At 73.8% G+C, this 19,078-nt stretch carries 21 protein-coding genes; 15 read left to right on the forward strand and 6 right to left on the reverse strand.

The features are described 5' to 3' along the window. Positions 1-119: 119 nt before the first annotated feature. The 9 genes from ACZ5NJ_RS18310 (at position 120) to ACZ5NJ_RS18350 (ending at position 8,831) form a co-directional block, all read left to right on the forward strand. On the forward strand, positions 120-314 hold the full coding sequence (locus ACZ5NJ_RS18310; RefSeq protein ID WP_042809907.1) for a hypothetical protein: 195 nt from the start codon (positions 120-122) through the stop codon (positions 312-314). A gap of 22 nt (positions 315-336) precedes the next feature. Further along, the gene (gene mshB / locus ACZ5NJ_RS18315; protein WP_468766062.1) at positions 337-1,242 is read left to right on the forward strand and encodes an N-acetyl-1-D-myo-inositol-2-amino-2-deoxy-alpha-D-glucopyranoside deacetylase; all 906 of its coding nucleotides are present in this window, start codon (positions 337-339) and stop codon (positions 1,240-1,242) included. After that, positions 1,239-1,622, forward strand: a complete 384-nt coding sequence (locus tag ACZ5NJ_RS18320) for a DUF6113 family protein (RefSeq protein ID WP_468766063.1) — start codon at positions 1,239-1,241, stop codon at positions 1,620-1,622. The genes mshB and ACZ5NJ_RS18320 overlap by 4 nt, the downstream gene beginning before the upstream one ends. A gap of 356 nt (positions 1,623-1,978) precedes the next feature. After that, a complete protein-coding gene (locus ACZ5NJ_RS18325; RefSeq protein WP_468766064.1) occupies positions 1,979-3,883 on the forward strand; it encodes a peptidoglycan binding domain-containing protein in 1,905 nt (634 codons plus the stop codon). A gap of 170 nt (positions 3,884-4,053) precedes the next feature. Further along, the gene (locus ACZ5NJ_RS18330) at positions 4,054-5,013 is read left to right on the forward strand and encodes an ABC transporter ATP-binding protein (protein WP_468766065.1); all 960 of its coding nucleotides are present in this window, start codon (positions 4,054-4,056) and stop codon (positions 5,011-5,013) included. After that, on the forward strand, positions 5,007-5,762 hold the full coding sequence (locus tag ACZ5NJ_RS18335; RefSeq protein ID WP_468766201.1) for an ABC transporter permease: 756 nt from the start codon (positions 5,007-5,009) through the stop codon (positions 5,760-5,762). Before ACZ5NJ_RS18330 ends, ACZ5NJ_RS18335 begins: the two co-directional genes overlap by 7 nt. Positions 5,763-5,772: 10 nt before the next feature. Beyond that, positions 5,773-6,927 (forward strand): sensor histidine kinase, encoded by a 1,155-nt coding sequence (locus tag ACZ5NJ_RS18340; protein ID WP_468766202.1) that lies wholly within the window; start codon positions 5,773-5,775, stop codon positions 6,925-6,927. After that, positions 6,924-7,559 carry a response regulator gene (locus ACZ5NJ_RS18345; protein ID WP_468766066.1) on the forward strand — a complete coding sequence of 212 codons (636 nt, stop codon included), beginning with the start codon at positions 6,924-6,926 and terminating at the stop codon, positions 7,557-7,559. Before ACZ5NJ_RS18340 ends, ACZ5NJ_RS18345 begins: the two co-directional genes overlap by 4 nt. A gap of 27 nt (positions 7,560-7,586) precedes the next feature. Then, entirely contained in the window at positions 7,587-8,831 is a 1,245-nt protein-coding gene (locus ACZ5NJ_RS18350; RefSeq protein WP_468766067.1) for an MFS transporter, read from the forward strand. Here the strand turns inward: ACZ5NJ_RS18350 and ACZ5NJ_RS18355 are convergent. Both ACZ5NJ_RS18355 and ACZ5NJ_RS18360 read right to left on the reverse strand, forming a co-directional pair. Further along, on the reverse strand, positions 8,824-9,615 hold the full coding sequence (locus ACZ5NJ_RS18355) for a transglutaminase-like domain-containing protein (RefSeq protein WP_468766068.1): 792 nt from the start codon (positions 9,613-9,615) through the stop codon (positions 8,824-8,826). The genes ACZ5NJ_RS18350 and ACZ5NJ_RS18355 overlap by 8 nt on opposite strands. Then, positions 9,612-10,601, reverse strand: a complete 990-nt coding sequence (locus ACZ5NJ_RS18360; RefSeq protein ID WP_468766069.1) for a GNAT family N-acetyltransferase — start codon at positions 10,599-10,601, stop codon at positions 9,612-9,614. Before ACZ5NJ_RS18360 ends, ACZ5NJ_RS18355 begins: the two co-directional genes overlap by 4 nt. 116 nt (positions 10,602-10,717) lie before the next feature. Between ACZ5NJ_RS18360 and fdxA the strand changes: the two genes are divergently transcribed. Further along, complete coding sequence (gene fdxA, locus ACZ5NJ_RS18365; protein ID WP_030011906.1) at positions 10,718-11,047, forward strand: ferredoxin; 330 nt, start codon at positions 10,718-10,720, stop codon at positions 11,045-11,047. A 104-nt stretch (positions 11,048-11,151) separates the two neighbouring features. Then, complete coding sequence (gene dapC / locus ACZ5NJ_RS18370; protein WP_468766071.1) at positions 11,152-12,246, forward strand: succinyldiaminopimelate transaminase; 1,095 nt, start codon at positions 11,152-11,154, stop codon at positions 12,244-12,246. An 89-nt stretch (positions 12,247-12,335) separates the two neighbouring features. On the opposite strand, the gene ACZ5NJ_RS18375 is transcribed toward dapC, so the two are convergent. Together ACZ5NJ_RS18375 and ACZ5NJ_RS18380 are read right to left on the reverse strand one after the other, a co-directional pair. Further along, positions 12,336-12,698 carry an ATP-binding protein gene (locus tag ACZ5NJ_RS18375; RefSeq protein WP_468766072.1) on the reverse strand — a complete coding sequence of 121 codons (363 nt, stop codon included), beginning with the start codon at positions 12,696-12,698 and terminating at the stop codon, positions 12,336-12,338. A 279-nt stretch (positions 12,699-12,977) separates the two neighbouring features. Continuing rightward, positions 12,978-14,108, reverse strand: coding sequence for a hypothetical protein (locus ACZ5NJ_RS18380; protein ID WP_468766073.1), 1,131 nt, complete (start codon positions 14,106-14,108; stop codon positions 12,978-12,980). Positions 14,109-14,194: 86 nt separating this feature from the next. Between ACZ5NJ_RS18380 and dapE the strand changes: the two genes are divergently transcribed. Then, on the forward strand, positions 14,195-15,274 hold the full coding sequence (gene dapE, locus ACZ5NJ_RS18385; protein WP_468766074.1) for a succinyl-diaminopimelate desuccinylase: 1,080 nt from the start codon (positions 14,195-14,197) through the stop codon (positions 15,272-15,274). 64 nt (positions 15,275-15,338) lie between these two features. Beyond that, positions 15,339-16,097 (forward strand): LOG family protein, encoded by a 759-nt coding sequence (locus tag ACZ5NJ_RS18390; protein ID WP_468766075.1) that lies wholly within the window; start codon positions 15,339-15,341, stop codon positions 16,095-16,097. A 24-nt stretch (positions 16,098-16,121) separates the two neighbouring features. On the opposite strand, the gene folP is transcribed toward ACZ5NJ_RS18390, so the two are convergent. Beyond that, positions 16,122-16,982, reverse strand: a complete 861-nt coding sequence (folP, locus tag ACZ5NJ_RS18395; protein ID WP_468766076.1) for a dihydropteroate synthase — start codon at positions 16,980-16,982, stop codon at positions 16,122-16,124. 76 nt (positions 16,983-17,058) lie between these two features. Between folP and ACZ5NJ_RS18400 the strand changes: the two genes are divergently transcribed. Both ACZ5NJ_RS18400 and ACZ5NJ_RS18405 read left to right on the forward strand, forming a co-directional pair. Then, positions 17,059-17,427, forward strand: a complete 369-nt coding sequence (locus ACZ5NJ_RS18400; RefSeq protein ID WP_468766077.1) for a DivIVA domain-containing protein — start codon at positions 17,059-17,061, stop codon at positions 17,425-17,427. Continuing rightward, complete coding sequence (locus tag ACZ5NJ_RS18405; RefSeq protein WP_468766078.1) at positions 17,424-18,005, forward strand: DNA-3-methyladenine glycosylase I; 582 nt, start codon at positions 17,424-17,426, stop codon at positions 18,003-18,005. The genes ACZ5NJ_RS18400 and ACZ5NJ_RS18405 overlap by 4 nt, the downstream gene beginning before the upstream one ends. A 15-nt stretch (positions 18,006-18,020) precedes the next feature. Here the strand turns inward: ACZ5NJ_RS18405 and chcB are convergent, their stop codons facing one another. Continuing rightward, positions 18,021-18,824 carry a 2-cyclohexenylcarbonyl CoA isomerase gene (gene chcB, locus ACZ5NJ_RS18410; RefSeq protein ID WP_468766079.1) on the reverse strand — a complete coding sequence of 268 codons (804 nt, stop codon included), beginning with the start codon at positions 18,822-18,824 and terminating at the stop codon, positions 18,021-18,023. Positions 18,825-19,078 lie beyond the last annotated feature (254 nt).

The following is a 19,078-nucleotide window of genomic DNA, read 5'->3' on the forward strand; positions in this document are numbered from 1 at the left end:
CTGCCGGAATTCGACCGATCCGCTGGTACGGATAGTTATGATCCGTAGCGCACGGTGGGTATGAATCGCCGAGCACGAGTACGCGTACCGATGTCCGCTCGACGTGGAGGTGAAACGCCGTGGCGCTATCGATCTCGGCCGTGGTGCTGCTGGCGATCGTCGTCTTCCTTCTGGTCCGGAGGTCGGGACTGAAGGCGGGGCACGCGTTCGTCTGCGTCCTGCTCGGGTTCTACCTGGCGAGTTCGACGGTGGCTCCCACCCTCAGCCAGCTCACCTCCAACGTGGCGAACATGATCAGTGGCCTCAAGCTGTAGGTGCGGCTCGTAGGCTGACCCCATGAACGGTCTTCCCGCCCGTCGTCTGCTCCTCGTGCACGCGCACCCCGACGACGAGTCGATCAACAACGGCGTCACCATGGCCAAGTACGCGGCCGAAGGCGCCCACGTCGCGTTGGTGACCTGCACCCTCGGCGAGGAGGGCGAGGTCATCCCGCCCGAGCTGGCCCACCTCGCGCCGGACCGCGACGACACCCTCGGCGCCTTCCGGGTCGGCGAGCTCGCCGCCGCCATGAAGGAACTCGGGGTCGCCGACCACCGCTTCCTCGGCGGCGCCGGCCGCTTCCGGGACTCCGGGATGATGGGCGCCCCGCAGAACACCCGCCCCGGCGCCTTCTGGTCCACGGGTGTGGACGAGGCGGCCGACCACCTCGTCGCCGTCATCCGCGAGCTGCGCCCGCAGGTCCTCGTGACCTACGACCCGGACGGCGGCTACGGCCACCCCGACCACATCCAGGCCCACCGCGTCGCCATGCGCGGTGCCGAGCTGGCCGCGGACCCCGCCCACCGCCCCGAGCTGGGCGCCGCGCACGCCATCGCGAAGGTCTACTGGAACCGCGTCCCCCTCTCCGTCGTCGAGGAGGGCTTCGCGCGGCTGCGGGAGCTGGGCGCCGAACTGCCCTTCCCCGGCCTCGCCACCCCGGCCGACGTCCCCGGCGTCGTCCCCGACGAGCGGATCACCGCCGAGATCGGCGACGCGGAGGGCGAGCGGCGGCTGGCGGAGGCCAAGGCGGCCGCCATGCGGGCGCACGCCACCCAGATCGCCGTCGACGGCCCCTTCTTCGCGCTCTCCAACGACCTGGCCCAGCCGCTGTTCGCCCGCGAGTACTACGAGTTGGCCGTCGGCGCGTCCGGAGCCCCGGCCGGCGAGCGCGAGCGGGACCTCTTCGCGGGGGTGGAGGCGTGAGGACGGCGCCGACCGCCGGGCGGATCGCCGCCCTGCTGGGCCTGCTGGTGGCGGGCACGGCCACCGGCCTGGCCGGCTGGCTCGTGGTGGACCTGTGGTTCCCGGCCGGGCTGCTGCTCGCCGTACTGGCCCTCCTCGGGCTCTTCCTCGGTGCCCGGGTCGCCCTCGGCGGCGGGCTCGGCGTGGGCGTCGCGGCGGCCGGCTGGTTCCTCTCGTACGTCCTCCTCGGGGTCCCGCGCCCCGAAGGGGACTTCCTGCTCGGTTCCTCCGGAATGGGCATGTACGCATACCTTTTGGGGGGAAGTGCGATCGCTGTGATCTGCGCCACGATGCGCGGTCCGGTGGAACCGCCTGTTTCGGCCGTGGAACCGCGCGGCTGACGGGCCGCCGAACTCCCGCGACCTCCGATCGGGGACGGGTTGCGGGGGTTTGACGGGCCCTCGGGGCGAGGGCTCCGGAAAGCTAAGAGGAACCTTTCATTCCCCGGGGACGGTTGCGTGCGCGCGGCGGCCAGTATGGTGGACGGGCCGCCGAGCTGCCCGCGCACGGTTGCGGGCGGCGGAGCCAACCGGGAGAACCTGCCTTGAGTCGTGAAACTGACAGTTCGTCCCCCGGGCCCCAAGGGCACGGTGGAGCCGCCTACCCCTCGGGTACGCCGCCGTATGGAACCGGCCAGTCCGCGCCCACGTCCCTGCCGCCTCGGCCTGGCGCGGCGACCGCCCCGGAGGAGAATCCTGTGACGTCGAACCCGTCCACGCCCGACACCGACGGGCCGAAGACCGAGACCACCCTGACGACCCGGATCCGGATCAACATCCCGGGTTCCCGGCCGATCCCGCCGGTGGTCGTCCGCAAGCCGGTGAAGGACGCCTCGGGCGAGGCCCCCGCCGGTTCCGCCGAGGCCGAGCCGGCACCGCGCGGCCAGGCCCCGGCCGCCGCGCGCGCCGCCCTGCCCTCGCGGCCCGGCGCCCAGCCCTCCGCGCCCGCCCCGGCCCCGCAGGCCCCGGCGGCGCAGTCCGCGCCCGCCGCCGAAGCCCCGTCGGGCGGCGGCTGGTTCGCCCCGCGCAAGGCGGCCGCGCCCCCGCCGTCCGCCCCCGCGGCCCCGGCGCCCGCCGCCAGCTACGGCTCCTCCGCGCCCGGCGCGGGCGGTATGGGCGGCGGCCCCGGCAACGCCCCGGCCCAGGGCTTCGACGCCGGCCCGGGCAACGGCCCGCGCGGCGGCCACGGCAACCGGCCGGGCACCGCCCCGGGCACCGCCGCCCACAACGGCACCGGCCCCGGCACCGGCGCCGGCTTCGCACCCCCGGCCGCCCCCGCCCGCCCGCAGCCCCCCGCGCCCGCCCCCGGCACCGGGGCCGGCTTCGCGCCCGCCCCCGGCCCCGCCTTCGGCGGCCCCGGCGTGGGCTCGGACCAGGGGTACGCCGGATACGACGGCGGCCCGTCCACCGAGGCCTTCCCCGCCTTCACGGAGCCCGCCGGGCCCACCGGCGGGCCCGCGTTCGGCACCGTCCCGGTGGGGGTCGACGAGACCCCGCGCTGGCCCGGTCCCGAGGCCCCGGACACCGCCGCCCCGGGCTCCCGCCCCGGCCCGGCCGCCCCGCCGCCCGGCCCCCGGCCGCCCCTGCCGACGCCCGCGCCCGCCCCCGCCGGCAAGTCCGCCAAGCCGGGCAAGGCGGCCCCCGCCGGCAAGCCCGCCAAGAAGAAGGGCCGCTCCAAGCTGGTCCTGCTCGGCGGCGGCCTCGTCGGCCTCGTCGCCGTGGCCTACGGCGCCGGGCTGCTCATGAACCACTCCGACATCCCCAAGGGCACCCAGGTCCTCGGCGTCGACATCGGCGGCAGCCGCGACGACGCCGTGGCCAAGCTCCAGACGGCCTTCGGCAAGCGTTCCGCCACTCCGCTCCAGCTCACCGTCGGCGGCAAGTCCGTCGAGCTGAAGCCCGAGAAGGCCGGCCTGACCCTCGACAGCCAGACCACCGTCCGCAACGCCACCGGCAGCGACTACAACCCGGTCACCGTCATCGGCTCGCTGTTCGGCGTCGAGCGCACGGCCGCCGCCGTCATGCCGGTCGACGAGGAGAAGCTGAAGGGATCCCTCCAGGAGCTCGCCGGCACCGCCGGCACCGCCACGGAGGGCACCATCACCTTCGACACCGGCAAGCCCGTCGCGGTCCCCGGCAAGGCCGGCACCAGCCTGGACGTGGACAGTTCCGTCGACAAGGTCACCAAGGCCTTCCGCGAGCTCGTCGCCAACGGCAAGGCCGCCCCCGTCGAACTCCCCACCGTCAGCAAGGAACCGACCATCAGCCAGGCGGAACTGAACCGGGCGATGAAGGAGTTCGCGGAGCCGGCCATGTCCGCCCCGGTCACCGTCAAGGCGGGCACAAAGTCCCTGGCCTTCGGCGCCAAGTCCCTGCCGAAGATCCTCAGCATGGTCCCCGTCCAGGGCAAGCTCGTCGAGAAGTACGACCTGGAGGCCCTCAAGGCCACCTACGGCAACGCCTTCGACGGGGTGCTGGTCACCCGGGGCACCGGCGCGAAGACCCCCGTCACCCCGCAGGACGTCTCCGGCGCCCTCGGCAAGGGCCTCCTCGGCAAGACCCCGGCCGAGCGCGTCGTGACGATCGACACGAACGCCAACTGACGCCGCTCTCCCGCCGTCAGGAGCCCCTTCCCGGACCCCGGGAAGGGGCTCCACACGTCCCGGCACCCCGCCCGACCAGGGATGTCACCCCGCTCGCATGACATCTGTCATGCAGCTGTCACGACTGAAGACACTGCCGCGCGGACCCCCGTCCGCGAGAAGCTCGGTGCATGACGACGACGACCGCGACGCAGTCCGGAGCCCCCGGACCCGCACGCGGTGCCGGCAGCGGCACCGTGGTGAGCTTCCAGAACGTGACCAAGAACTACGGCCAGGTCAGGGCCGTCGACGGCCTCAGCCTCGAACTCCACCCGGGCGAGACCGTCGCGCTCCTCGGCCCCAACGGCGCGGGCAAGTCCTCCACCCTCGACCTGCTCCTGGGCCTGCGCCCCGCGGACTCCGGCACCGTCAGCCTCTTCGGCACCACCCCCCGCGAGGCCGTCACGGCCGGCCGGGTCGGCGCCATGCTCCAGAGCGGCGGCCTGATGGAGGAGGTGACCGTGCGCGAGCTCGTCACCCTCGGCTGCGCCCTGCACCCCCGCCCGTACCCGGTCGACGAGGTGCTCTCCCGCGCCGGCATCGAGGAGATCGCCGGACGGATGGTCAACAAGCTCTCCGGCGGCCAGGAGCAGCGCGTGCGCTTCGCCCTCGCCACCGCCGGGCACAACGACCTGATCATCCTGGACGAGCCGACCACCGGCATGGACGTCACCGCCCGCCAGGCCTTCTGGGCCACCATGCGGGAGCAGGCCGCCCAGGGCCGCACGGTCCTGTTCGCCACCCACTACCTGGAAGAGGCGGACGCCATCGCCGACCGGGTGCTGGTCCTCAACAAGGGCCGGCTGCTCGCCGACGGCACCGCCGCCGAGATCAAGGCCAAGGCCGGCGCCCGGAAGATCGCCTTCGACCTCGACGGCGAGATCGACGGGCAGATCCTGCGCGCCCTGCCCGGCCTGACCGCCTTCGAGGTCAACGGCACCACCGTGCGGCTCCAGTCGCGCGACGCCGACGCCACCGTCCACGCGGTGTACGCGCTCGGCCTCTACCCCCGCAACCTGGAGGTCGCGGGCCTGGGTCTGGAACAGGCCTTCATCGCCCTCACCGAGGCCGAGGAGGCCGACGCATCGTGAACACCGGAACGCTCAACCTGGTCAAGCTGGAGATCACCCGCGCGCTGCGGAACAAGAAGTACATCTTCTTCACGCTGCTCTACCCGGCCGCCCTCTTCCTGATGCTCGGCGGCACCCTCGACGGCACCACCAAGGTCATGGGCACCGAACTGACCATGCCCGCCTTCTACATGGTCGCCATGGCCTCCTTCGGCGCCCTCACCGCCGTCCTCGTCGGCAACGCCGAACGCATCGCCAAGGAGCGCGAGGCCGGCTGGGTGCGCCAGCTGCGCCTGACCGCGCTGCCCGGCCACGGCTACGTGCTCGGCAAGACCGCCAGCGCGGGCGTGCTGTCGCTGCCGGCCATCCTGGTGGTCTTCCTCGTCGCCGCCGTCGCCAAGGGCGTCCGCTTCGAGATCTGGCAGTGGCTCGCCCTCACCGGGTCCATCTGGGCCGGCAGCCTCGTCTTCGCCGCGCTGGGCGTGGCCATCGGCTACCTCGCCAGCGCGGACAACGTCCGCCCCCTGAGCATGCTCTTCTACTTCGGCCTGTCGATCCTCGGCGGCCTGTGGATGCCCACCGCCGCGTTCCCGCAGTGGCTCCAGGACATCTGCGAGTGGCTGCCGACCCACGCCTACGCGGGCCTCGGCCAGGCCATCGAGCTGGGCGGCGCCCCGCACGCCAAGGACGTGGCGATCCTCGCCGTGTACTTCGTACTGTTCACGGGTGCGGCCGCCTGGCTGTACCGCAAGGACTCACTGAAGGCGTAGGACCGTGGCGCTGACGCACGAGGACGGGGACGTCCAGCAGGCCGTCCGGGCACCCGAGAGCACCGTCCACAAGGCGGTCAAGAGCCTCTGGATCGCCATCTGGCTCTTCTACCTCGGCGCCCCGGTGATCGACCTGGTGCGCGGCGGGCACAGCGACGGCGCCCGGCTGCTCGGCGGGCTGGGCCTGCTGGGGTTCATCGCCTGGTACCTGGTGCTGGTGTTCCGGCCGGACCGGCAGAAGCCGGTCCGGCCGGTCCTGCTGTCGCTCGCCGTGCTCAGCGCCGAGGCCGCGGCGCTCTCGCTGGCCCTGGGCCGCGAGTGGCTCGTGCTCTTCGTCTACGTCTCCATCGCCTCCGGCGCCGCGCTGCCCGCGAAGGTCTCCCGCTACACGGTGCCCGCCGCGACGGCGCTCCTGACGGCGCTGGCCCTCACGGTCCCGGAGGGCGGCGACTACCTGTGGGGGCTGCTGATCCCGGCCCTGATGGGCGGGTTCGCCATGGTCGGGGTCCGCGCGATGATCCGGACCACCATAGAGCTCCGGCAGGCCCGGGCCACCGTGGCCCAGCTCGCGGCCAACGAGGAACGCCTGCGCATGGCCCGCGACCTGCACGACCTGCTGGGCCACTCGTTGTCGCTGATCACGCTCAAGAGCGAGCTCGCGGGCCGGATGCTGCCCGACCACCCCGACCGGGCCGCCCAGCAGGTGGCGGACATCGAGAAGGTGTCCCGGCAGGCGCTGGTCGACGTACGGGAGGCCGTGAGCGGCTACCGGCGGCCCACCCTGCCCGGCGAACTCGCCGGCGCCCGGACGGCGCTGGCGGCGGCCGGGGTCAAGGCCGACCTGCCCGCGGACTTCACCGACGAGGTCCCGGAGGAGCAGGAGTGCGCCCTGGCCTGGTCGCTGCGCGAGGCGGTGACCAACGTGGTCCGGCACAGCGGGGCCAAGCGCTGCACGGTCACCCTGACGCCCCGGCAGACGCTGGCCGGCCCGGTGCTGGAGCTGTCGGTCACCGACGACGGCGCGGGCGGCTCCGCGACCCCCGGCAACGGCCTGACCGGCCTGACGGAGCGTCTGGAAGCGGTCGGCGGCACGCTGTGGGCCGGCCCGGCGGGGAAGACCGGCTTCCGGCTGCTGGCGCGGGTCCCCCTAGGATCCCGGTCATGACGCACGCCTCCGAAGCCGCCCCGGCCCCCATCCGCATCCTCCTGGCGGAGGACCAGTCCATGGTGCGCGAGGCCCTCGCGGCGCTCCTGGGACTGGAGCCGGACATCGAGGTGCTGGCCCAGGTGGCACGGGGCGACGAGGTCCTCCCGGCGGCCCTGGCGCACGATGTGAACGTGGCGCTGCTGGACATCGAGATGCCGGGGATGACGGGGATCGAGGCGGCCGGGGCGCTGCGCCGCGCCCTCCCCGACCTCAAGATCGTCATCGTGACCACCTTCGGCCGCCCCGGCTACCTCCGCGGCGCGATGGAGGCCGGAGCCTCCGCGTTCCTGGTCAAGGACGCCCCGGCCGCGGAGCTCGCGGAGGCGGTCCGCAGGGTCCTCGCGGGCGAACGCGTCATCGACCCCGGTCTCGCGGCGGCCGCCCTCGCCGAGGGCGCGAACCCGCTCACCGAGCGGGAACGGGAGGTACTGCGCGCGGCGGAACACGGCGCGACCAACGCCGAACTGGCGGCGGCCCTCTCCCTGTCCCAGGGCACGGTCCGCAACTACCTCTCGACCGCCATCCAGAAGCTGGCGGCCCGCAACCGCGCCGAGGCGATCCGCACGGCCCGGGAAAAGGGCTGGCTCTGACCAGGGGATTTTGACCAGACTGCCCCGGTGTTCAGAAAACTGTGGGCGGCGACCGCCGCGTCGAACCTGTCGGACGGCGTGAGCCTGGCCGCGGCGCCCCTGCTGGCGGCCACCCTCACCCGTGATCCCACCCTGATCGCCGGGATCACCGTCGCCCAACGCGCCCCCTGGCTGGTCCTCGCCTTCGTCTCGGGAGCCCTCGCGGACCGCCTGGACCGCCGCAAGGTGGCGCAGAGCGCGAACTGGATCCGCGCGGCGGCCTTCGCCGCGCTCACGGCGGCCGTCCTCGCCGACACCCTGTCCATGCCGCTGCTGTACGTGGTGTTCTTCGCGATCGGCACCGCCGAGACCCTCTACGACAGCGTCTCGGCGGCCTGGGTGCCGATGCTGGTCGGCCCCGGGGAACTCACCCGCGCCAACAGCCGGCTGCAGACCACCTTCGTGGTCTGCAACGAGTTCGCGGGCCCGCCGATCGGCGGCTTCCTCTTCGCGGCCGCGGCCGCGGCGCCGTTCGCCCTGGGCGCGGCCGGCTACCTGGCCGCCGTGGCCCTGCTCGCCCTCATCCCCGCGGCGCGCCGGACGGACGACCCGGACGGCGGACCGCTGACGGTCGCGAACGTGCGCGAGGACATCGCCGTCGGCGCCCGCTGGTACTGGTCCTCACCCGTGCTGCGCGCCCTGAGCCTGGTCGCCGCCGTCGGCAACGCCGCCGCCGCGGCCGGCTACGGCCTGCTGGTCCTGCTCGCCCAGGACGAACTCGGCGTCTCCGACCAGGGGTACGGCGTGATGCTCGCCGCCGGCGCGGTCGGCGCCGTCCTCGGCGGGATGGCGGCGGGCCGGGTCGGCGGCTGGTTCAGGCCCGGCACCCTGCTCCTCGTGACCGGTCTGCTGTCGGCCGCCGCCACGGCGGGACTGGGCCTCGCCCTCAGCCCGGCGGTGACCGTCGCCCTGATGGCCCTGGACGGCTTCGTCGTCCTCGTCGTGTCCGTCCACATGGTGACCCTGCGCCAGCAGATCGTCCCGAACGAGCTCATGGGCCGGGTGACCTCCGTCTACCGGGTCGTCGCCGTGGGCTCCTTCGCCGTCGGCGGCGTCGCGGGCGGCGCGGTGGCCGGGGCCTTCGGGGTCCCGGCCTCCTTCTACGCGGGCGGGGCGGCCATCGCCGTCGTCTCCCTCCTCGTGCTGCCGGTCCTGAGCAACAGCCGGCTGACCGAGGTCAGACGGCAGGCCGAGGCCGCCGCGCGGACGGCCGAGGACGCCCCGGTCAGTTGAGCAGGGCGCGGGCCGAGGCGGCCTCCGCGCGGATGCGGGTCGCCGCCTGCGGGTCCACCGCGTCCATGACCACCGCGTACGCGTCCATCTCCGCCGCCCCCGCCTGGAAGGAACCCCGCTCCACCAGCAGCCGGGCCCGCTCGTAGCGCAGCGCCGCCGGATGCGAGGGCAGCAGCAGCGACAGGTCCAGCGACCACAGGGCGACCGCCGAGTGCTCCGGACGGGCCGACGCCCACACCCGGATGTTGCCCAGGACCCGCAGGACGATGTCCAGGGTGCGCGCCGGCGTCCGGGGCCCCCGGGCCAGCTCCGCCGGGCCCGCGCCCAGCGAGGCGCCGCCCGCGAAGGGGTCCACCACCACGCCCTCCTCCGGGTCCCCGAAGCCCACCGTGAAGTGCCCCGGCAGCCCCAGCCCGTACACCGGCGCCCCCGCCCGCCGGGCCACCTCCAGCCAGACCACCGACAGCAGGATCGGCAGGCCCCGCCGGCGCCGCAGCACCTCGTGCAGGAGCGAGGACTCCAGCCGGTCGTAGTCCTTCGGGGTGCCGTGGAAGCCCATCCGGCCGCCCAGCAGGTCCGTCACGGCCGCCGCCCAGGCCTTCGGCGAGCGCAGCCCGTACGGCAGCAACCCGGCCAGCCGGTCCAGTTCCATCTGCGCCCAGTCCATGGCCCGTTCGTCCAGCTCCGGGTCGGCCTCCGCCGCCAGCAGCAGGCACAGCAGCGCCAGGTCCGGCCGTTCGGAGCGGGCCTCCTGCGCGAACAGCTCCCGGGTGGCCGCGCTCATGCCCCGGCCCCGGCGCGGAAGTGGTGGTAGGCGTGGTGGACGGCGAAGCCCATGCCGTCGTACAGGGCCCGCGCGGCGGCGTTGTCCGTCTCCACCTGGAGCCAGGCCGCCGACGCGCCCTCCTCCAGCGCCCGCCGGGCCAGCGCCGTCATCACCGCCGTCGCCAGCCCCCGCCGGCGGTGCTCCGGATCGACGGTGACCGCGCCGAACCCGGCCCAGCGGCCGTCGACCACGCACCGCCCGACCGACCGGCCGCCGTCCAGCGAGGCGAACCACACCGACGGGCCCGCCACCAGCACCCGCCGGGCCAGGTCCGGGTCGCGAACCTTGCCGTAGCGGCCCAGCCATTCCTCGTCCGGCTCGCGGGTCAGCCGTACCCCGGAGACGTCCGCGTCCTGGTCCGCCACCGGGGCCAGGCCCCCGGTCCGGACCTCCGCCGAGACCTCGTTGACCCAGCCGCGCCGCTCCAGCTCCGCGCAGAGCACCTCCTGGGTGCCGGCCGCGCCCGTCGCGGCCTGCACGTAGGCGGGCAGGTCCCGCCGCGCGTACCAGGCCGTCACCCACGCGAGTGCTTCGTCCAGGGGTATGCCGGGGTCGCCGAGGGCCAGCACCGAGTTGGCCCGCCGGGTGAACCCGCCGGCCGCCCGCAGCGTCCAGCCGCCCAGCGGTTCGCTCTCCAGCGGCTGCCACGCCCGGGCCGTGACCCGCGCCAGCTCCTCGAAGGAGGCCGCCGGACCCCTGCGGCGGGCCGGCGCGGCCGGCACCACCTTGCCCGCGACCAGCGAGGATTCCGCGATGTGGACGGACACGCCGTCTTTGCGTGTGATCGTCAGCACACCCCCGGTCCAGGATGTGAGAACCCCGACCGCGTCGGTGAAGGCGGGGGAGCCGCCGACACCCTCCTGCACCCGTCGTACAGAGACCCGTCTGCCCACGTCAGCCGGGGTAATACGGATCTCCAGCAGCCCACCGGCAGTGATTTCCACAGCTCTGTCCGCCCCTCCTGTTCGGATCGTGCCCGGGAACGGAGATACTAGGTGCGGGCATCGACGACGCCGCGCTCCCGCGCGAATGGACAGCCCTACCGAGGAGGAACGAGAGCGTGACCTACGTCATCGCGGAGCCTTGTGTCGACGTCAAGGACAAGGCCTGTATCGAAGAGTGCCCCGTCGACTGCATCTACGAGGGCCAGCGGTCCTTGTACATCCACCCGGACGAGTGCGTCGACTGCGGTGCGTGTGAGCCGGTCTGCCCGGTCGAGGCCATCTTCTACGAGGATGACACCCCGGAGGAGTGGAAGGACTACTACAAGGCGAACGTCGAGTTCTTCGACGAGCTCGGCTCGCCCGGTGGTGCCTCCAAGCTCGGTCTGATCGAGCGCGACCACCCCTTTGTCGCCGCGCTGCCCGCCGGTATCAACGGCGAGCACTGACCGTTCACGGCAGACGCGCCCCTCGGTCCCGTACGGCACTGCTGCCGCGCGGGACCGAGCCGTTTTCCCGTACCTTTCCCGCCCCTGAGAGAGAGCAGAGCACCGTGGCCGCAGTTTCCGACCGTCTCCCCACGTTCCCCTGGGACAAGCTGGAGCCGTACAAGAAGACGGCGGCGGCGCACGAGGACGGCATCGTCGACCTGTCCGTCGGCACGCCCGTCGACCCGGTGCCGCAGCTGATCCAGGACGCCCTGATCGGCGCCGCCGACTCCCCGGGCTATCCCACCGTGTGGGGCACCCCCGCACTGCGCGACGCGATCACCGGCTGGCTGCGCGGCCGGCTCGGCGCGAGCGCCGCCGGACACCGCAACGTGCTGCCCGTCGTCGGCTCCAAGGAGCTCGTCGCCTGGCTGCCCACCCAGCTGGGCCTGGGCGCCGGGGACAAGGTGGCCTACCCCCGCCTCGCCTACCCCACGTACGAGGTGGGCGCGCGGCTGTGCGGCGCCGAGGCCGTCGTCTACGACGACCCGACGGAACTGGACCCGGCCGGCCTGAAGCTGCTCTGGCTCAACTCCCCGTCCAACCCCACCGGAAAGGTGCTGGGCAAGGAGGAGCTGATCCGGATCGTCGCCTGGGCCCGCGAGCACGGGATCCTGGTCTTCAGCGACGAGTGCTACCTGGAACTCGGCTGGGACGCCGAGCCGGTCTCCGTCCTGCACGAGGATGTCTGCGGCGGCTCCTACGAGGGCCTCGTCGCCGTCCACTCGCTCTCCAAGCGCTCCAACCTGGCCGGCTACCGGGCCGCCTTCATCGCCGGCGACGAGGACGTCCTCGCCGAACTGCTGGAGATCCGCAAGCACGGCGGCATGATGACCCCGGCCCCCGTCCAGGCCGCCGTCGTCGCCGCCCTCGGCGACGACGCGCACGTGGCCGAGCAGCGCGGCCGCTACGCCGCCCGCCGCGAGGCGCTGCGCACCGCCCTGGAGGCGCACGGCTTCCGCGTCGAGCACAGCGAGGCCAGCCTCTACCTCTGGGTGACCCGCGACGAGCCCTGCTGGGACACCGTGGCCCACCTCGCGTCCCTCGGCATCCTGGTGGCGCCGGGCGACTTCTACGGCGAGGCCGGCGCACGCTTCGTCCGCGTCGCCTTCACCGCCACCGACGAGCGGGTCGAGGCCGCCGTCAAGCGCCTCGGCTGACCCCGCCGGACGGCCGGACGGGCGCCGGACGCCCCGAGGGGCCGGGAGCTGCGCGCTCCCGGCCCCTCGGTGTCCGTGCGTGCGGCGGCTCAGCCGCCCAGCGGCAGGGAGCCCAGCGGCAGCGCGCCGACCGGCAGGTCGTGGCCCACCGGCAGCTGCTGCGCCACCGGCAGACCGCCCAGCATCTTGCCCGCGCCGCCCGCCACGTCCGAGGCGGGGGCGGCGGCCGGGACGGCCTTGGTTGCGGTGCCGGCGACCTCGGTGGCCGCGCCGGTGGCCGCCCCGGTGGCGGCGGTGGCGTCGGCGGTGTCCGGGGCGGCGAGCGTGCCCAGCTGCGGCACGGACTCCAGGCCCGCGGCGCTGGCCGCGCCGGCCGCACCGACCACGGGAGCGGTACCGGCTGCGAGGAGAAGCGCGGCGCGGGCGATCCGGCGGGTCAGGGGGAGGGACATGATGCTCCTAAGCGGTAGCGGCTGCGTACGCCGTGTACAACCGCTCCCGGGGGGCGCCGAGTTGCGGACCGGCCGGGTAAAGGATCGGTAACGCATCGTTTAATCGGCTTCCGTGACAAACCCATCGGACCGGCGCCCACCAGGGCTTCTGCCCGTCGACACCGCCGCGCGGGGGAGTACCCGGCCACCCCCTCCCGGGGGACGGGCCGCACGCGCGAACGATCACGTCCCGTCGGCAGGACGGCGCACGTCACAGCCGTGCGCCCCCGCCCGGCGGTCTCAGCCGGCGCCGCGCGCCAGGAAGATCCGGACCTGGTCCGCGACCGCCGCGTACGGGTCGGCGGCCGCGCCGCCCTTCGCACCGCCGGCCCCCTTGCGCCGCCACTCGCCCCGGTTCTCGCCCGCGACCCAGGAGGAACCGTCGTACGAGACCCGGGAGATGCCCAGCTCCTTGGACCGGGCGACCGCCCAGTGCGCCATCGCGCGGCCCCGACGGGCCTCGGCCGCCCCGCCCCCCTCCTTCAGCCACAGGTCCACCTCGGCCTCCGGAGTGGCCGGCGGCTGCGACGGCCCCGCCGCCGCCCCGCCGGAACCGGCCGACGGGAGCGCCCCGGCGCCCGCCGAGGGGCTCGCGCCGGCCTTCGGGGCGGTACCCGCCCCGGCCTTCGGGGTCGCACTCGCCGCCGGGGTCGCCTCGGCGCCCTTCGGACCGGCGTGCAGCACGGGCCGGCCGGCCCCCAGGGCCTCCTTGCCGAACGCCCGCCCCAGCTCCGTGCGCACCTTCTCCGGGTCGCCCTTCAGCGGCGCCGGCCCGACACAGGTCAGCGTGGCCGGAGCCTCGCCCTCGCCGAAGGCGGCCGTCACGACCGTCGCGTCCGGCTCGTGCTTCGCGTAGGCCTGCGGGAACCCGCTCAGCTGCACCCGCTGCGCCGCCACCGTCAGCGGCAGCCGGGTGTAGCCCTTGACCTCCACCAGCCGGTCGTAGAAGATCCCCGCCGAGTACACCGGGTCCATGATCTGCTCCGGGGTGCCCCAGCCCTGCGAGGGCCGCTGCTGGAACAGGCCCAGCGAATCCCGGTCCCCGTGGTCGAGGTTGCGCAGCCCCGACTCCTGCATCGCCGTCGCCAGGGCGATCGTCACCGCCCGGTCCGGCAGGCCCTTCGAGATCCCGACGGCGGCTATCGTCGCGGCGTTCGACGCCTGCTCGGGGCTCATCTCGTACGTCTGCACGGCCCCGTCGGACCCGGCGCCCGAGCCCTTCGCCGTCACCGTGCAGTGCGGGGCGCCGGCCCCGCCGTTGGAATAGTGGTGCACCAGCACGTATCCGATCACCGCGAGCAGGACGGCCAGGCCGACGGCCGCGCGGAGCGGCCCGCGGCGGCGGGGACGGGGGCGATCGGTCTCGGACACGCGGCCCACCGTACTTGAGGCCGATATGGCGTCCACCGACCGGACGCTGCCGGTACCCGCCCATCCCGGGGCGTTAGGGTCGGTTCATGTCCGAATCCGAGCTCGACCTCACCCTCGACGCCGCCGGGCTGACCGCCCGCCTCGTCGACATCCCCTCCGAGAGCGGCGACGAGAAGGTGCTCGCCGACCTCGTGGAAGACGCCCTGCGCCGCCTTCCGCACCTCACCGTCGACCGCCACGGCAACAACGTCGTCGCCCGTACGCACCTCGGCCGCGCCGAGCGGGTCGTACTCGCCGGCCACCTCGACACCGTGCCGATCGCCGGCAACGTCCCGTCCCGCCTGGACGAGAACGACGTCCTGTGGGGCTGCGGCACGACGGACATGAAGTCCGGGATCGCCGTACAGCTGCGGATCGCCGCCACCGTGCCCGAGCCCAACCGCGACCTCACCTTCGTCTTCTACGACCAGGAGGAGGTCGCCGCCGACCTCAACGGCCTCGGCAAGGTCGCCGCCGCCCACCCCGACTGGCTGGCGGGCGACTTCGCCGTCCTGCTGGAGCCCTCCAACGCCGAGGTCGAGGGCGGCTGCCAGGGCACCCTGCGCGTCCTGCTGCACACCCGCGGCGAGCGCGCCCACTCCGCGCGCAGCTGGATGGGCTCCAACGCCATCCACGCCGCGGGCCCGATCCTGGCGAAGCTGGCCGCCTACGAGCCCCGCAAGCCGGTCATCGACGGCCTGGAGTACCACGAGGGCCTCAACGCCGTCCGCATCGAGGGCGGCGTCGCCAACAACGTGATCCCCGACGCCTGCACGGTCACGGTCAACTTCCGTTACGCCCCCGACCGCGGCGAGGCCGACGCGCTCGCCCACGTCAAGGAGGTCTTCGCCGACTGCGGCGTCGACTCCTTCACCGTCGACGACTCCTCGCCCGGCGCCCTCCCCGGCCTCTCCCACCCGGCGGCCGCCGCGTTCATGGAGGCCGTCGGCGGACACGCCATGCCCAAATTCGGCTGGACGGACGTCTCCCGCTTCAGCGCCCTCGGCGTCCCCGCCGTCAACTACGGTCCGGGCGACGCGCTGCTCGCCCACAAGGTCGACGAGCGGGTCGAGACCAAGGCGATCCTGCACTGCGAGGAACGACTCCGTGCCTGGCTGACCTCCTGAATTCCCCCTCCCGTCACTTTTGTGCGCCTAACCTGATCCAACGATCAGCAGGAGGGAGCACATCATGGGCAACTCCGAAGGCAACGGGCCGCGGCGCCCCGAGGAGCAGCAGCTCGGACCGGTGCTGCGCAGGCGGGGTCAGGTCCAGGCGGGCAGCACGACGGACCAGCGGCTGCTGGACTCGGCCGGCCCCTCCGAGTGGGTGCACACCGACCCCTGGCGGGTCCTGCGCATCCAGTCGGAGTTCATCGAGGGCTTCGGCACGCTCGCCGAGCTGCCGCCCGCGATCAGCGTGTTCGGCTCGGCCCGCACCCCGGTGGGTTCCCCGGACTACGAGGCGGGCGTACGGATCGGCAGCGCCCTCGTCGAGGCCGGCTTCGCCGTCATCACCGGCGGCGGACCGGGCGCGATGGAGGCGGCCAACAAGGGCGCCCGCGACGCGAACGGGATCTCGGTCGGCCTCGGCATCGAGCTCCCCTTCGAGCAGGGGCTCAACCAGCACGTCGACCTCGGGCTGAACTTCCGGTACTTCTTCGTCCGCAAGACGATGTTCGTTAAGTACAGCCAGGGCTTCGTGGTGCTGCCCGGCGGGTTCGGCACCCTGGACGAGATGTTCGAGGCGCTGACCCTGGTCCAGACGCAGAAGATCACCCGGTTCCCGATCGTGCTCTTCGGCACCGAGTACTGGGGCGGTCTCGTCGACTGGCTGCGCAACACGGTCATCGCCCAGGGCAAGGCCTCCGAGAGGGACCTCTACCTCTTCCACCTCACGGACGACGTGGACGAGGCGATCGCCCTGGTCACGAAGGAAGTCGGCAAGTAACGGCCGCCCGCGGCGCGGGCCGGCTCAGGCCAGCCCGCGCCGGGCGACCGCCGGCGGCCGGTGCCCCTGGATCGAGCGGACCATGTCGAGGACCTGCCGGGTCTCCGCCACCTCGTGCACCCGGTAGACCTGGGCCCCGAGCCAGGCCGACACCGCCGTGGTCGCCAGGGTGCCCAGCAGCCGCTCCTTGACCGGCCTGTCCAGGGTCTCGCCGACGAAGTCCTTGTTGGACAGCGAGACCAGGACCGGCCAACCGGTTTCGGTCATCTCCGCCAGCCGGCGCGTGGCTTCCAGCGAATGCCGGGTGTTCTTCCCGAAGTCGTGACCCGGATCGATCATGATCGACTCCCGGGGCACGCCCAGGGCCTCGGCCCGCTCCGCGAGCCCGACCGTCACGCGCAGGATGTCCTCCATCACGTCCTCGTACGAGGTCCGGTGCGGCCGGGTGCGCGGCTCCACCCCGCCCGCGTGGGTGCAGACGATGCCCGCCCCGTGGCGCGCCGCCACCTCCGCCAGCTTCGGGTCCACCCCGCCCCAGGCGTCGTTCAGCAGGTCCGCCCCGGCCTCGCAGACGGCCTCGCCGACCTCGTGCCGCCAGGTGTCCACGCTGATCACCACGTCCGGGTGGCGGCGGCGCACCTCCGCCACGAAGCCGACCGTGCGCCGGGCCTCCTCCACCGCGTCCACGTGCTCGCCCGGACCCGCCTTGACCCCGCCGATGTCGATGATCGCCGCGCCCTCGGCCACGGCCTGCTCCACCCGGTCCAGCGCGGGCTGGTCGCGGAAGGTGGCGCCCTGGTCGTAGAACGAGTCGGGGGTCCGGTTCACGATGGCCATGATCACCGGCTCGTGCGTGTCGAACTCGCGCCTGCCCAGTCGCAGCATCCCGCTCTTTCCTCCTTCGGCGACCCTCGCGCCTCGTCTGCGACCTTAACCTGGTGGCCGGAGTCTCTCAGGGGAGTTGATCGTGTTCTGGTTCTTGCTGATCGCGCTGGTCGTGGTCGTGGCCGCGGTCACCCTCGCGGTCATCGGCGGAGGCGCCGAGGCCGTCCTGCCCGAGGCCGAACCCGACCGGGTGGCCGACGCCCTGCCCGAGACCCGTCCGGTGGTACGGGAGGACATCGACGCGCTGCGGCTGCCCCTCGCGCCGCGCGGCTACCGGATGGCCGAGGTGGACGACGTACTGGACCGGCTCGCGGCGGAGCTCGCCGAGCGGGACGCGCGGATCGCGGAGCTGACGGCGGCCCGCACCCCGGCGGCCGCACAGGCTCCGGCGGCGGCTCCGGCCCCCGCCGACCGGCCCGTCGACCTCACCAAGGACGAGCGGTGAGCGGCGCCGGTCCGCTGGCCGGCCCGGACGGCGCCCTGCGCTGCCCCTGGGGCCTGTCCACGGAGGACTACGTCGCCTACCACGACACCGAATGGGGCAAGCCGGTCCACGGCGACGACGCCCTGTACGAGCGGCTCTGCCTGGAGGCCTTCCAGTCGGGGCTGTCCTGGCTGACGATCCTGCGGCGGCGCGAAGGGTTCCGTAAGGCCTTCGGCGACTTCAGGATCGCGACGGTCGCCGGATTCGGCCCGGCCGACGCCGAGCGGCTCCTCGCGGACGAGGGGATCATCCGCAACCGTGCCAAGATCGAGGCCACCCTCGCCAACGCCAAGGTGCTGGCCGGCTGGGAGCCCGGCGAGCTGGACGCGCTGATCTGGTCCCACGCCCCGAAGAAGAAGGGCCGGGCCCCGAGGACCACCGCCGACGTGCCGGCGGTCACCCCCGAGTCCACGGCCCTGGCCAAGGCCCTCAAGAAGGCGGGCATCCGCTTCGTCGGGCCCACCACGGCCTACGCCCTGATGCAGGCGTGCGGCCTGGTCGACGACCACCTGGCGGGCTGCGTCTCCCGCGGGGCGTGAGCCCCCGGTGACCGGTCAGCGGCCGAGGTACCGCGGCGGCTGCTTGGCGAGGAAGGCCTGGACGGCGATGGAGTGGTCCTCGGAGGCGCCCGCACGGGTCTGGAGGACGTCCTCGCGCTCCAGGGCCTCGGAGAGGCTGTGGGAGGCCCCGTACGCGAGGGACTCCTTCAGGGCCGCGTAGGCCACCGTCGGGCCGGCGGCGAGGGCCCGGGCCACCGCCTCGGCCTCCGCGTGCAGCGAGTCCGCCGGGACGAGGCGGTTCACGATGCCCAGCTCGTACGCCTCCTGCGCCTTGATGGAGCGGGGGAACAGCAGCAGGTCGGAGGCCCGGGAGGCGCCGATCAGGCGGGGCAGGGTCCAGGAGACGCCGGAGTCGGCGGTCAGGGCCACACCCGCGAACGAGGTGTTGAAGGAGGCGGTGTCGGCGACCACGCGGAAGTCCGCCGCCAGCGCGAACCCGAAGCCCGCCCCGGCCGCGACGCCGTTGACCCCGGCCACCACGGGCTTGGGCATCTCGGTGAGGGCCCGGACGATCGGGTTGTAGTGCTCGGAGACGGTGCTCATGGTGAGCGTCGAGCCGCTCTCGCGGTCCGCCGCCAGGTTGCCGATGTGCTCCTTGAGGTCCTGGCCCACGCAGAACGCCCGGGTGCCGGAGGCGGTCAGCAGCACGGCCCGCACGGCCGGGTCCGCGGCCGCCGCCTGCACGGCGTCGCGCAGGGCGACCTTGGCCTCCGTGTTCATGGCGTTCATCGCGTCGGGCCGGTTGATCGTGACCTTCGCGAGTCCGTCGGTCACTTCGTAGAGCACGCTGTCGGCCATGGCGGGGGTCCCCCTTCGTCGCGGGTGTGGCTACCGGCCGGTACCGGCCGGTCCAAGGGTCAGCATGGCGGACGCGGCCACCGCCGGGCATGTGATGTGCGTCAAACGAAGCGGAGGCGCTTCCCCGGGGGCAGCGGCGAAGTATCGCAGGCGGATCCCCGAAATGAGTGGTTTTGGCCGAGCGCGTTGCCCAAGCGTTCCCCGCCGATGTTGGTCATCGGGTCCTGACATGCGGGATAATGGCTGGGAAGCAA

Source organism: Streptomyces sp. NPDC032091, from assembly GCF_055580265.1.

What these genes read in the sequence shown, in the direction of transcription:
- dapE (WP_468766074.1), top strand. Translation starts at nt 14,195, where the DNA reads ATGTCCGAATCCGAGCTCGACCTCACCCTCGACGCCGCCGGGCTGACC.
- ACZ5NJ_RS18355 (WP_468766068.1), bottom strand. Translation starts at nt 9,615, where the DNA reads ATGAGCGCGGCCACCCGGGAGCTGTTCGCGCAGGAGGCCCGCTCCGAA.
- folP (WP_468766076.1), bottom strand. Translation starts at nt 16,982, where the DNA reads ATGCTGCGACTGGGCAGGCGCGAGTTCGACACGCACGAGCCGGTGATC.
- ACZ5NJ_RS18345 (WP_468766066.1), top strand. Translation starts at nt 6,924, where the DNA reads ATGACGCACGCCTCCGAAGCCGCCCCGGCCCCCATCCGCATCCTCCTG.
- mshB (WP_468766062.1), top strand. Translation starts at nt 337, where the DNA reads ATGAACGGTCTTCCCGCCCGTCGTCTGCTCCTCGTGCACGCGCACCCC.
- ACZ5NJ_RS18390 (WP_468766075.1), top strand. Translation starts at nt 15,339, where the DNA reads ATGGGCAACTCCGAAGGCAACGGGCCGCGGCGCCCCGAGGAGCAGCAG.
- ACZ5NJ_RS18330 (WP_468766065.1), top strand. Translation starts at nt 4,054, where the DNA reads ATGACGACGACGACCGCGACGCAGTCCGGAGCCCCCGGACCCGCACGC.
- ACZ5NJ_RS18375 (WP_468766072.1), bottom strand. Translation starts at nt 12,698, where the DNA reads ATGTCCCTCCCCCTGACCCGCCGGATCGCCCGCGCCGCGCTTCTCCTC.
- chcB (WP_468766079.1), bottom strand. Translation starts at nt 18,824, where the DNA reads ATGGCCGACAGCGTGCTCTACGAAGTGACCGACGGACTCGCGAAGGTC.